Origin of the sequence: Haloactinopolyspora sp., from assembly GCF_027324685.1 — a bacterium.
In the GTDB taxonomy this organism is placed as follows: Bacteria; Actinomycetota; Actinomycetes; order Jiangellales; family Jiangellaceae; genus Haloactinopolyspora.
On the sequence record NZ_DAHVSH010000136.1, the window covers coordinates 14,037 to 27,017 of the forward strand.

Here is a 12,981-nt window from a genome sequence, read left to right on the forward strand (position 1 = left end):
GTCAGAACGGTGCGGGCTCCGCTACGACGTGCGTCGCGGGTGCGACGGTGGCGAGAGGGCCGAGAGATTCGGGTTCGACAGGGTAGGTGTGCCCGGCCGGTGTGGTCCACCAGGTGGTTCCGTCAGCGTCGGTGTGGATCGTGAAGCGGTGGTGGGTCTTGCCGAAGTGATGGCCACCGTGCAGGACCCAGGTGTTGGTGGCGGACGTGTCGCCACCGCGGTCGTAGGGCTGCTTGTGGTCGATGTCGCCGCTGCGCGCCGTGTGGTTGCAGGTGGGGAAGCGGCAGGTGGCATCACGGGCGGTGACGAACGCCGTCAGACTCGCGGGCGGGTGGTAGGTGGTGCGGCCGTAGTCGAGGAGTTGCCCGCCGGTGGGTTCGGTGAGCAGGCGCCGCCAGGGGCCCTCGGTGCTGATGCGCCGCGATGCTTCGGCCGTGATGGGGCCGAACCCGTGCAGGTGACCGGGGTGGTCGTCGGTGCCGAGCAGAGTGGACGCAGGCACGGTGACGTGGACGGTGGCGGCGTTGCCGTGCATGGTGGCCAGCCGGTGGTGCTGGCTTTGGGTGCAGGTGGGGTTGCAGCAGCCGAGGTGACCCGTGTCCAACGCGGTCCAGCCGAGGCCGGTGAGGATGTCGAAACGCAGTTGGTCGAGGGTGCGCCGATCACCCTGGCCGCGGATGTGGCGGGCGGCGGCATCGACGGCGGTGTACAGGGCGGCGAGGTCTTCTGCCGGGCCGTAGAGTTCGATGCGCGCCATGCCGTCGTCGCCGCCGGGCGCGGCCGGCTCGGGCCGGGACATCCGCCGCTGCTCGGAGGCGGTGCGCCGGCGTTGCTCTGCGGCCTCAGGGTCGGCGGCGATGACCTCGCGGCGCAAGGCGTGGTCGAGCTGGGCGCGGGTCTGACGGGGCGCTCGGCCCAGAACGCGGGACTCGACCCGGCGCCGCAATTCGACACTGGTCAAGCAGCGGGTGCGGTCAGCGATCAAGCGGGCCTTGTCGTAGTCGATCAGCCCGTCCTCGAGTGCGGCGAGCGTGGCGGGGAGGTCGTCGCACAGTTCTGTGGCGACCGAGACCTGATGACGAGCTCGGCCCGGCGACCATGCCAGCGCCAGCGACACTTCGTCACCGGCCGGCTCGACCGCACGATGGGTATGCGGGGTCTCGATGTCGGTGGGGCAGGTGCACTGCTGATACTCCGGCCGTTCGGTCAGCTCGGCCAGTGCCTGGACCATCCGAGCGTCGGTGAACGCCTTGTGCCGCTCCCACGCCGCAGCCACCGACACGAGATCGTGGGCAGACACCTCGTTGACGTCGAGTGTGCACAGCCACGCCGCGAGCTCCGGGCCGGGCGGCGCATCGATCATCCGGTCGAACTCCACATCGTCGGCCTCGCTCATCGGCCCTCCCGCCATCGAAACAAGCTCGCTGGTCAATTATATCGAACATCAGTTCGAGCGTCTAGCCTCCGCGTTGACTCGTCTGAAGTTGCCCGATCACGCAGCCTCAGCTGGTCCGGTCGCTGAAGGCAACCCGGGTGCAGAAGGCGAGGTCTTGGACGCGGTGAGCATCTTGACGCGAGTCATCACGCCTTGGAATCGGCTAGCGCGCCGTGAAGAGGTTCAGAACAGAGGTTCAGAATGTGGCGCGGTCGGCGCTGCGCGGATCGTCGACCCGCCGGAGCGCGTAGACGTCACCGGCTCGCGCGGCCGCCCGCCACGGCCGGGCCTTGTTCAGGGCGATGTCGAGCGACGGGTCGCCGCGATCGAGGTCCACACACACCAGATCGGCTCCGCCGTCAGCCGAGCACGCACCCAGCCGGTATCCGTGCGGCCCGACGACTCCGGCCGGCATCGCCTCGCTGCAGTGGGCCGGGACGGCCACGCTGAACCAGAGGTTGTTCGTGGCCGCGTGTCCCCGCATGACGACATCGAAGATCGGGTCCTGCGAGTGCGAGGAGAACAGCACGCAATCGACGCCGTCGTCGAGGTACTCCATGATGAGATCCGGAAAGTTGATCTCGATGCACAAGACGCACCCGAACCGGAAGCCGTCCACGTCGAACACCACACGTTCGAAGCCCGGCGTGTACCAGTTCTCCAGCTCGTTGCTCGAGCACCGGCGCTTGTCGTAGCGATCCACCGGCTCACCGCGGTCGGAGATCACGTACAAGCTGTTGTGCGGACGATTCGGCGGCGTCAAGGCATGGTTGCCGCCCACGACGACCCACAGCCGCAACTCGCGGGCTAGCTCGGCGATGCTGCTGAGCTCGTCTCGCGTAGCGGTGCGAGCGACGTGTCCGGACCGGTCGTGCGCGCCGGCGGGGTAGCCGGACAGCGCGCCCTCGGGAAACTGAATCAGGCGCGCGCCGTGCTCGTGGGCCGAGCGCATCAGCCGCCGGATCTGGTCGCCGTTCCTGGCCGGATCAAGCGTGACCGGGCTCTGCGCTGCAGCGATTCTGATGCGTTCCGATCCGGTCACGAGTCCACCATCGCACGCCGCAGCGGCTACGTTTGCTCATCGCCGATGCGGGACACGCTGGCAGGTGGAGGCTTCGGTGATGGAGTGGTTCTCCACAGAGGGATATTGGGTGAGCCGGCTGGTGTTCCAGCGTGGGCTCGCGCTGGTCTATCTGGTCGCGTTCCTGACAGCGGCGCTGCAGTTCCGCGCGCTGTTCGGGCAGCAGGGACTGACTCCCGCGCCCCGCCACCTGCGCGCGACGTCGTGGCGGCAGGCGCCGAGTCTGTTCCGCCTCCACTACTCGGACCGGTTCTTCGCCGCGGTGGCCTGGACCGGCGTCGGGGTGTCGGCGGCGTTGCTCGTCGGGCTGGGCGACGAGCTGCCGCTTGCCGCGCACATGGCGGTATGGGCGGTGTTGTGGGTGACGTATCTGTCGATCGTCCACGTCGGCCAGGTCTGGTACGGCTTCGGCTGGGAGTCGTTGCTGTGCGAGGTCGGCTTCCTGGCCGTCTTCCTCGGTCCGTCGGCCGGATCCGACGCGGCGGCGCCGCCGCTGCTGATCCTGCTGGCGCTGCGGTGGGTGCTGTTCCGGGTCGAGTTCGGCGCGGGGCTGATCAAACTTCGCGGCGACAGCTGCTGGCGAGACTTGACCTGCCTGCAATACCACCACGAGACGCAGCCGATGCCGAACCCGTTGAGCTGGTACTTCCACCGCCTTCCACCGCGGCTGCACAAGGTCGAGGTGGCCGCGAACCATGTCACGCAACTCGGGATGCCGGTGTTGCTCTTCCTGCCCCAGCCGATCGCCGGGATCGCTGCGGGCGTCGTCATCGTCACCCAGGCGTGGCTGATGCTCAGCGGCAACTTCTCGTGGCTGAACCTCTTGACGATCGTGCTGGCACTCCCGGTGCTCGGCGACGGGTTCTGGCGTGCGGTCTGGCCGGTGTCGGTGCCGGCCGACATGCCGGATGCGCCGCTGTGGCATCAGGTGACGGTGATCGTCGTGGCGGTCGGCGTGATCGTGCTCAGCTACTGGCCGGTGCGGAACCTGGTCTCGCGGCGGCAGCTGATGAACTACAGCTTCACCCCGTTGATGCTGGTGAACACCTACGGCGCTTTCGGCAGTATCACCCGCACCCGATACGAGATCGTGCTCGAGGGCACCGACGACGCCGACGTCGGGCCGGCGACACCATGGCGCGAGTACGAGTTCAAAGGCAAGCCGGGAGACGTGCGGCGCCGACCGCCGCAGGTGGCGCCGTATCACCTGCGCTTGGACTGGTTGATGTGGTTCGCCGCGCTGTCGCCGGCCTACGCGCGACCGTGGTTCGAACCGTTGCTGGTTCGGCTGCTGGAGAACGATCGGGCCACGCTGCGGCTGTTGCGGCACAACCCGTTCGCCGACCGCCCGCCGGTCTACGTCCGCGCCTCGTACTACCGGTACCGATTCACCAGCTGGGCCGAGCGTCGGCGGACCGGCGCGTGGTGGGAGCGTACCTACGTGGGTGAGTACCACCCGCCCACGTCGCTGCCGTCAGCCCGCCAGACATGAGCCGGCCCCGGGTCGCTCGATCGACCCGGGGCTCGCTGATCTCATGGGTGCTGCCGTCAGCCAGCCTTCACCATGTAGTTGTCGCGAGCGGCTTCGAGCAGGGCACGCCACGACTGGACCTCGGGACGACGGCGCAGCAGTGCACGCCGTTCACGCTCGGTCATGCCGCCCCAGATACCGAACTCGGTTCGGTTGTCCAAGGCGTCGGCAAGGCATTCGGTGCGAACCGGGCAGCCCAGGCATACCGCCTTGGCCCGGTTCTGCGCCGCACCGGGAACGAACAGTTCATCTGGTTCGCTGCTCCGGCACGCCGCCAGGCTGGTCCAATCATCGATCCACGTCATACGGCTGTCACCCCCGTCACTTCGGTGAACACCAAACCTCTCCCGTTCACCCCGATGAGCGTGACGCTATGCAAAGTGGGTGGTCATGGGTAGACCCTGATCGACCGAAACAAAGATCATCCACTTGGCCGATGGCGCGGAGCGCGCGGATCCTGATAGCGGAATCCGATTGCTATCGATGCGCACCAGTTTGCCATGACCACGTAACATGCCACCATGGCTTTGCGACCTTCGGCCGTAGTCTCCTCGGTCCGCCGAGTGTTCCTCGTGGTCGGCGTCAGCGCGCTCAGCGGAGTGTTGCTGGCCGGGCTCGCCCTCCCGGTGGTGGCCGGGCTGGGGCTCACAGCCCGCGAAAGCGCCGATGCGTTCGCCGATATGCCGGGTGAACTGGATGCCGGGCCGATGGCCGAGCGTTCGGTGATCCTCGACGCCGAGGGCCACATCCTGGCTACCTTCTTCGACGAGAACCGGATCTACGTCGGTCTCGACGACATCTCCGAGAACATGCAGAACGCCATCCTGGCGATCGAGGACGACCGCTTCTTCGAACGCGGGCCCATCGATTTCCAAGGCACGATGCGTGCGCTGATGCAGAACATGGAGGCAGGCGAGACCCAAGGCGGCGGTTCCACGCTCACCCAGCAGTACGTGAAGCTGGTGCGGGTCGCCCAGGCCGAGACCAAGGAGGAGCTGGCCGAGGTCCAGGCGAGCAGCGGTGTCGAAGGCTACCGCCGCAAGCTCGAAGAGCTGCGCATGGCCGTCGGGGTCGAGCAGGAGCTGAGCAAGAAGGAGATCCTCGAGCGTTACCTCAACATCGCCTACTACGGGGCTCGGGCCTACGGCATCGAAGCGGCCGCCCGTACGTACTTCTCCACCTCAGCCGCCGAGCTCACCATCCCCCAGGCGGCCATGCTCGCGGGCCTGGTCCAGCAGCCGCACAACTACGACCCCACCCGCAACCCCGAGGCCGCACTGGCCCGGCGCAACACGGTACTGAACCGGATGGCCCAGACCGGGCGGATCACCGAGAAGCAGGCGGCTGCCGCGCGCCAGCAGAAGCTCGGGCTCGACGTCACGCCGGTGTCGGACGGCTGCACCGACGCGTGGGCGGGATACTTCTGCGACTACGTGACGCACGAGGTCCGGACGCTGGAGGAGCTCGGCGAAACTCCGGAAGAACGGTTGATGGCACTCGAGCGCGGCGGGCTTGTCATCCGGACCACACTGAGCCCCGAGGTCCAAGAGGCAGCTGACGAAGCGGTTTTCGACCGGGTGGCGCCCACTGACGACGTGATCGCTTCGATGGCGACGGTGGAACCGGGCACAGGCTACATCCGGGCGATGTCCAACTCGCGCAAGTACGGCGTCGAAGGTGAAGGCGTCAGCAACATCAACTACGCGGTCGACGAGCACATGGGCGGCGGAGTCGGTATTCAGCCGGGTTCGACGTTCAAGGTCTTCGTCCTCGCTGCAGCCATCAACCAAGGCATGAGCCTGAACACCTCCATCAGCTCCCCAGCGAGCATGAGCATCCCCGAGCGGAACTTCACCACCTGCGATGGCCAATACCGAAGTAGCGCGTCGTGGAGTGTGGGCAACTACTCCGGGCTCGGTTCGGGCTCGTTCACGCTCCGTACCGGCACCGAGAAGTCGGTGAACACGTTCTTCGCGCAGCTGACTCAGCGCACCGGGCTGTGTGAGCCGGCCACGATCGCTGAGCAGTCCGGAATCATGCGTGCCAATCTTGACGAGAACGGCAAGCGGCAACCTTTGTCGCAGGTTCCGTCTTTCGCGCTTGGCGTGAACGAGGTTTCGCCGCTGTCGATGTCGCAGGCGTACGCCACGTTCGCGGCTCGTGGAGTGCATTGCCCGGCCACCGCGATCCAGAAGATCACCGATTCCGATGGCAACGTCCTGGTCGACCACACCGATCCGAAATGCAACCGCGTGCTCGACACGTCGGTGGCCGATGCGGTGAACTCGGTTCTGCAGGGCGTCATTCACAACTCCGGTGCCACCGGTAACAGGATGCAGCTCGAGGACGGCCGGATCGCTGCTGGTAAGACCGGTACCACCGACAACGCGGTGTCGGTCTGGTTCGCCGGGTACACCCCGCAGCTGGCGACCGCGGTGGCGGTCGCCGACGTCGAGGCACCGCAGGAGAGCCTGGACGGGCGGACCTTCAACGGCGAGTACGTCAGCGACGCATGTGGTGGGTGTCTGCCCGGCCCGGTGTGGAAGCAGATGATGGACGACGCCCACGACTCCCTGGATCTGCCGAAAGAGGATTTCAAGAAGCCGGACCCCGGCAGCATCGAGGGCGTCTCCACGCAGGTTCCCGACGTGCGTGGCATGACCGTCGACGACGCCACCAAGAAGCTCGCCGACGAGGGATTCGATGCGTCGGTGTCCGGCGAAGTGAACTCCGATCTGGACAAAGGGCTGGTGGTGCGTACCAGCCCGGAATCCGGCGCCAAGGTCGGGTCAGGGACCAGCATCGGGCTGTACGTCTCCAACGGCATTCCGCCCGGCAATGACGACGATGACGATGACGGCGACGACGGCGGCGACAACGGTTGGGAGATCAACCCGCCGACCGTTCCGCCGACACCCCCGACCGAAGGCAACGGCGAGGGCAACGACGACGATGACGACGACGGCAGCGGCTGGCGCTGACCGACCGTCAGCCGGTACCGCTGAAGTGCACACCGACCTGGCGTAGCCCGTCGAGATCGTGCACGTCGCCGGCCAGCGCCGGCAACCGCACCACCGGCACGTCGGGATGAGCGGAGCTGAACCGGTCGCTGATCCGCTCGTCGCGGGCGGCCAAGCGCAAGTGCTCAGCGTGCAGCCGCAGCAACGACGCCGTCAGCTGGTGTTCGCCGGCGGCTTCCAGTCGCTCGGCCGCGGCGATCGCCTGTTCCTCGCCGATGCCCGCGGCGCGGTCGACGCGCATCCGGTTGAGCACCAGACCCGCCAGCGGCATCGCATCCCGTGACAGCCGGTCGACGAAGTAGGACGCCTCCCGCAGCGCATCAGGCTCGGGCGCGGCGACCACCAAGAACGCGGTCTCGGGCCGCTTGAGCAGTGCGTAGGTCTGGTCGGCGCGCTCACGGAAGCCGCCGAACATGGTGTCCAGCGCATTGACGAACGTTTGGACGTCCCGGAGCAGCTCACTGCCCAGCACCTTCGTCATGGCCGAGGTCATGACGCTGAACCCGGCGTGCAGCACCTTGAGATAGCTGCGCCCGCCGGTACGCGCCGGGCCGCTGAGAAGCCTGATGAGCCGCCCGTCCAAGAACGACCCGAGCCGCTGCGGCGCGTCGAGGAAGTCCAGCGCCGAGCGGGACGGCGGAGTGTCGACCACGATCAGGTCCCACTGGGAGCGATGCCGCAGCTGCCCCAGCTTCTCCATGGCCATGTACTCCTGCGTGCCCGCGAACGACGACGACACCGCCTGGTAGAAGGGGTTGGCCAGGATCTGGCGCGCTTTGTCGGGGGTGGTGTGCTCCTCCACCACCTCGTCGAAGGTGCGCTTCATGTCGAGCATCATGGCGTCGAGCCCGCCGCCTGCCTCGGTGTTCACGCCCCGGACGGCACGCGGGGTGTTGTCGAGCTCGGTCAGCCCCATCGATTGGGCCAGCCGACGGGCTGGGTCGATGGTGAGCACCACCGCTCGGCGCCCGCGCTCGGCCGCGCGCAGCGCGATGGCCGCAGCCGTGGTGGTCTTGCCGACCCCGCCGGAGCCACAGCAGACGATGATGCGCACCCGTGGGTCGTCGATGAGATGGTCGGCGCGTAGCTGCGGGGCCCGGTGCGGGTAGGCGGCCGCGCTCATGCCGCCCCCTGGTCGGCGAGGACATCAGCGAGCTCGTACAGCGCGGTCGGGTCGATGCCGTCGGGGTAGTGCGGCAGCTCGTAGGTCGGGCGGTCCAGTTCCTTCAACACCGACCGTTGGGACCTCTCGAGAGCCGCTCGTTCGGCATGAGCCGCGGCGTTGTCCATGAGCACCTCGACCACGCCGTCGTTGTTCGGCAGCCCCGCCACCTGCAAACCCTTGGCGATGGTTTCGCGATCGAGGCGCCGGCGGCGAGCCGCGGTCAACTCGCGGGAACGCAGGTGCGGACGGCGCATCTGGTTGACGACGATGGCACCCACGGGAATCTCGGCGCTACGCAGTTCGGCGACGGCGTCAGCGGTCTCCTGAACCGGCATGTCCTCGAGCAGGGTCACGATGTGTACCGCCGTGCGCGGGCTGTGGACGAGCTCGGTGATGGCGCGGGCCTGCCGGTTGATGGGCCCGACTCGAGCCAGCGAGGTGACCGACGTGTTGACGTCGAGGAAGCGGGTGATGCGGCCGGTGGGCGGCGCGTCGAGCACGACGGCGTCGTACACCGGTTCACCGGACGACGTGCGGCGCCGGGTGGCCTCGTAGGTCTTCCCGGTGACGAGGACGTCGCGCAGCCCCGGCGCGATGGTCGTGGCGAAGTCGACGAAACCGACCTTGTCGAGGGCGCGGCCGGCCCGACCGAGTCGGTAGAACATCTCGAAGTATTCGTGCATCGCCTCACGCGGATCGATGGCGGATCCGAACACGTCGCCGCCGCGTGGCGCGGCGGCGATGCGCTTCTCGTCATAGGTCAACGGCGCGACGTCGAACAACTGCGCCAGGCCCTGACGTTCCTCGACCTCAGCCACGAGCACCCGGCCACCATCGGCCGCGAGGGCGATGGCCAGCGCCCCGGCGACGGTGGTCTTGCCGGTGCCACCTTTGCCCGTGACGACGTGTAGCCGCACGCCCTCCCAGTCGCCCATCCTCGCTAGCTTATGTAACCGCCATGACGTCGCGGTGAAAGGCCGACACCGGACGGCCGTGCAGGAGAGTCTGCAAGCCGAACCCGAGTGCGAGGGTGGCCCAGCCGCCCACGGCGTCGAGAACGTAGTGATTGGCCGTGGCTGTGATGACGATCAGCGTCGCCAGCGGATACAGGATGCCCAGGATCCGGACCCACCGCCGCTGCGCGAACATGACGATGGCGATGCCGCACCACAACGACCAGCCCGCGTGCATCGACGGCATCGCGGCGTACTGGTTGGACAGGTTCTGCAGGTCACCGGAGGCCATGGAACCCCAGGTGTCGTGCAGCACGACCGTGTCGAAGAACGGGCCGTCGGGCAGCAGCCGCGGCGGTGCCAGCGGGAAGACGAAGTAGCCGATCAGCGCCAGCCCGGTGGTGAACGCCAGGACCGTGCGCGCTGCCCGATAGCGCCCCGGATGGTGCCAGAACAGCCAGGCCAGCACGGCGATGGTGACGATGAAGTGCATCGTCGCGTAGAAGTAGTTCGCCGTGACCGTCAGCCAGTTGACGGCGTGCATCGTGTGATTGAGCCAGAGCTCGAAGTCGATACCCAGGCCTTGTTCGAATTTCCAGATGCTGAGGCTGCGGGCGATGGCTTCGGTCTCGACGTCGGGTACGGCGTTGCGAATGAGCGAGTACAGTCCGTACCCGAGGGCGACGAGCGCGACCTCGGCGATGAAGCGCGGCCGCCGCGGCGTCCGGAACAGCACGCTGAACATGTGGACGAGACGGGCGCGGGCGGGCGGCCGCTCCGGCGCAGGACTGCCCCCCGCCGGAGGGACCGCGGTGGACGTCGTAGCCACGCGTGATCCCCCACTGTGCAATCAGTTCGTCGTCAAGTCACGTCGCTGGAAAGCGGCGACGCCAATCCAGATTAATCCCGCCGTGATGGCGGTGAGTACGACTATGGGTGTGATGGTGAACTCCTCCGCAGGTAGCGCTGGAACGTGCTCGAAGGGGGAGAGGTTGTTCATCCACTCAGGGAACTGCAGCAGGCCACCGAGCATGCTCAGCACCAGCGCGTACACGAGGACCGCCCACGCCAGGCCGATCGCGCGCGGGATCAGCCCGAAGATCGCGATGGCCAGGCCGACGCTGATCCACAGCGCGGGAACGTAGGCCAGCGCGGCACCGAGAATGTCGCCGGCCACCGCCGCGTCGTCGAGGGCGAACCCGGCCGTGATCGCCAGCCCGAGCCCAGCGGCCAGCATCACCGCAGCTCCGCCGCCGAGGGCCACGACGAGGTGACTGCCGGCCCATCTGGCCCGCGAAAGCGCCGTGGACAGCAGCGGCTCGGCTCGCCCGCTCGTCTCTTCGCTGCGCATCCGCTGGATGGCCAGGATTCCGAAGATGGTGCTGACGGTGGCGAGGATCGACACGACCATCGCCAGGAAGGAATCGATCAGCGTCGCCCCGCCGACATCGGCCATCGCGTCTTGCAGAACTTGGTTGTCCGCCACGAACTGCTCGACATCGGAGATGATGCTGCCGTAAACCAAGCCGAACAGGCCCATCCCGACGCACCACCACAGCAGCGCACCACGGTGGAGACGCAGCGCGAAACCCAGCGGCGTCGTGAGCCGAGGCGACGCCTGTGCCGGACCCGGACGCGACTGGCGCAGCCCGGAGCCGACATCGCGCCGCGTGCTCAGGACGAAGCCGGTAGCGACGAGCAGCACCGTGGCGACCAGCGGGAGCAGCAGCACCCACCACCGCTCGTCGACATAGGAGCGGGTCTGCTGCGACCAACCGATCGGGGACAGCCACGACAGCACGTTGTCGCCGATGTCACCGGCGGCGCGCAGCGCGTAGGCGACACCGATGGCGGCACCGGCCAACCCGGATGCCGCGCGGGAGTACTCGGTCACCTGGACGGTGACCGCCGCGATGCCGGTGAAGACCAACCCGGCCCCGGCGATGGACGCCCCCAGGGCGAGCGAACCCGTCCAGTTGATCGATTCCAGGCCCATACTGGGCAACAGCACCGCATGCAGCGCGCCCAGCACGAGGTTGGCCGAGCCGACGACGATCACCGCGGCCGCCAGGTGAGCGTGCCGCCCGACGACACCGGCGCGGACCAGTTCCGCCCGCCCGGTCTCCTCTTCGGTGCGGGTGTGGCGGACCAGGAGCAGCACGCTCATGAGCCCGGCGAGAATAGCGACGAAGCCGACGATCTCTTGGGCCAGCATGGAGCCATAGGTGTAGTTGTCCAGGCCGAATCCGGGCCCGCTCATGGCGATGCCGGCCGGGCTGTCGAACAGCGCGGCTCGCGCTTGCCGCTCCACTTCGGTGGGGTAGAGATCGGGGAAGCTGGCCGCCGTGGACACGGTGGTCAGGGTGAGTGCGGCGAGCCAGACGGGAAGGCGGATCCGGTCACGGCGCAGGATGAACCGGATCAGGGTCGCGGTTCCGGCCAGCGCGTTGCCACCCGCGGAGGTGGTGATGCCGGCCGGGGTCGGCCGGTCGGCGGTGGTGAGCGTCATGCTTGGCCCCCCGCCTGCTCCACCTTGGCACCGTCGTTCGCGTCACCGGGCTGGATCTCGTCGCCGTAGTGGCGCAGGAACAGCTCTTCGAGCGTCGGCGGATGGCTGATGAGTGAACGCACACCCAACTGGCTGAGCTCGCGGATCGCGGCGTCCATGTGGTCGGTGTCCACCTCGAACTCGACCCGGTTGCCATCAAGCGAGACATCGTGCACGCCGGCCACGTCGGCCAACCCGGTGGGCGGCTGTTCGGTCACGGCCGTCACCGATGTGCGGGTGAGGTGGCGCAGGTCGTCCAGCGTTCCGGATTCCACCACCCGGCCGGCGCGGATGATGCTGACGCGATCGCACAGCTTCTCCACCTCGGCCAGGATGTGGCTGGACAGCAGCACGGTCCGCCCGTCGGCCATGAACTCCGAGATGCATTCGGTGAACACGGCCTCCATCAGCGGGTCGAGGCCCGACGTCGGCTCGTCGAGGACCAGCAGCTCGACGTCGGAGGCCAGCCCGGCGACCAGGGCGACCTTCTGGCGGTTGCCCTTGGAGTAGGTGCGGCCCTTCTTGGTCGGGTCGAGGGCGAAGCGCTCCAGCAGGTCGGCCCGGCGTCTGGGGTCCAGCCCACCGCGCAGTCGGCCGAGCAGGTCGATCGCCTCACCGCCGGTGAGGTTCGGCCACAGGTTGACGTCACCCGGCACGTAGGCGAGCCGGCGATGCAGCTCGACCGCGTCGTGCCAGGGGTCGCCGCCGAGCACGCTCGCGCGGCCGGAGTCCGCACGCAGCAAGCCCAGTAGCACGCGGATGGTGGTGGATTTTCCGGCTCCGTTGGGGCCGAGGAAGCCGTGTACTTCGCCGGTGGCCACGGAGAGGTCGAGGCCGTCGAGAGCTCGGACCGGGCCGAAGGTCTTGACCAGTCCCTTGACGTCGATCGCTGGTGTCATGCGAAACACCCTACAGAGTTTTCACAGATTTGTGAATCTTCAAAAAAACGATAAGATGCGTGTGATAAAGGACGCCCAGAGCGCGACGGGGGGCCGACTCTGTATTGCCGGCATGCAGAATGACGGAACGTGGACTGCACGGTGGGGAGCCGACGATGACCGAGCCGACTCCGTCGGAGACTGATGGCGACACGCTGCTCAGGTTCGTCGAGAAGTTCGCATTCATTCTCATGGACTCCGGCTTGCCGCGTATGCCCGCACGGGTGTTCGCCTACGTCCTCGCCGCTGACGACGACGACGGCCGGTACACCGCTGCTCAGCTCGCCGAGGGGTTGCGGGTGAGCCCTGC

The 12,981-nt window shown here is 67.7% G+C and carries 10 protein-coding genes and 1 pseudogene; 3 read left to right on the top strand and 8 right to left on the bottom strand.

The window, feature by feature from the left end:
• Nucleotide 1: 1 nt before the first annotated feature.
• Nucleotides 2-1,396 carry a DUF222 domain-containing protein gene (locus tag M6444_RS15215; RefSeq protein ID WP_298329081.1) on the bottom strand — a complete coding sequence of 465 codons (1,395 nt, stop codon included), beginning with the start codon at nucleotides 1,394-1,396 and terminating at the stop codon, nucleotides 2-4.
• Nucleotides 1,397-1,631: 235 nt separating this feature from the next.
• Nucleotides 1,632-2,477 (bottom strand): carbon-nitrogen hydrolase family protein, encoded by an 846-nt coding sequence (locus M6444_RS15220; protein ID WP_298329083.1) that lies wholly within the window; start codon nucleotides 2,475-2,477, stop codon nucleotides 1,632-1,634.
• 79 nt (nucleotides 2,478-2,556) lie between these two features.
• On the opposite strand from M6444_RS15220, the gene M6444_RS15225 reads away from it, so the two are divergent.
• On the top strand, nucleotides 2,557-4,008 hold the full coding sequence (locus M6444_RS15225) for a lipase maturation factor family protein (protein ID WP_363326391.1): 1,452 nt from the start codon (nucleotides 2,557-2,559) through the stop codon (nucleotides 4,006-4,008).
• Nucleotides 4,009-4,064: 56 nt separating this feature from the next.
• On the opposite strand, the gene M6444_RS15230 is transcribed toward M6444_RS15225, so the two are convergent.
• Entirely contained in the window at nucleotides 4,065-4,352 is a 288-nt protein-coding gene (locus tag M6444_RS15230; RefSeq protein WP_298329088.1) for a WhiB family transcriptional regulator, read from the bottom strand.
• A 216-nt stretch (nucleotides 4,353-4,568) separates the two neighbouring features.
• Between M6444_RS15230 and M6444_RS15235 the strand changes: the two genes are divergently transcribed.
• On the top strand, nucleotides 4,569-7,028 hold the full coding sequence (locus M6444_RS15235) for a transglycosylase domain-containing protein (protein WP_298329091.1): 2,460 nt from the start codon (nucleotides 4,569-4,571) through the stop codon (nucleotides 7,026-7,028).
• Nucleotides 7,029-7,035: 7 nt separating this feature from the next.
• Here M6444_RS15235 and M6444_RS15240 read toward each other — a convergent pair whose 3' ends face one another.
• From M6444_RS15240 to M6444_RS15260, 5 genes are read right to left on the bottom strand one after another with little or no spacing between them, the layout of a single operon-like run.
• Nucleotides 7,036-8,190, bottom strand: a complete 1,155-nt coding sequence (locus M6444_RS15240; RefSeq protein ID WP_298329094.1) for an ArsA-related P-loop ATPase — start codon at nucleotides 8,188-8,190, stop codon at nucleotides 7,036-7,038.
• Nucleotides 8,187-9,167 (bottom strand): ArsA-related P-loop ATPase, encoded by a 981-nt coding sequence (locus M6444_RS15245; protein ID WP_298329097.1) that lies wholly within the window; start codon nucleotides 9,165-9,167, stop codon nucleotides 8,187-8,189. The genes M6444_RS15240 and M6444_RS15245 overlap by 4 nt, the downstream gene beginning before the upstream one ends.
• A 10-nt stretch (nucleotides 9,168-9,177) precedes the next feature.
• Nucleotides 9,178-10,014, bottom strand: a complete 837-nt coding sequence (locus M6444_RS15250; protein ID WP_298329101.1) for a phosphatase PAP2 family protein — start codon at nucleotides 10,012-10,014, stop codon at nucleotides 9,178-9,180.
• A gap of 21 nt (nucleotides 10,015-10,035) precedes the next feature.
• Nucleotides 10,036-11,694: a hypothetical protein gene (locus M6444_RS15255; protein ID WP_298329103.1), complete on the bottom strand. Its 1,659-nt coding sequence runs from the start codon at nucleotides 11,692-11,694 to the stop codon at nucleotides 10,036-10,038.
• Nucleotides 11,691-12,632 (bottom strand): ABC transporter ATP-binding protein, encoded by a 942-nt coding sequence (locus M6444_RS15260; protein ID WP_298329105.1) that lies wholly within the window; start codon nucleotides 12,630-12,632, stop codon nucleotides 11,691-11,693. The genes M6444_RS15255 and M6444_RS15260 overlap by 4 nt, the downstream gene beginning before the upstream one ends.
• A gap of 155 nt (nucleotides 12,633-12,787) precedes the next feature.
• Here M6444_RS15260 and M6444_RS15265 point away from each other — a divergent pair.
• Nucleotides 12,788-12,981: pseudogene (locus M6444_RS15265) on the top strand (MarR family transcriptional regulator); the annotation flags it as partial.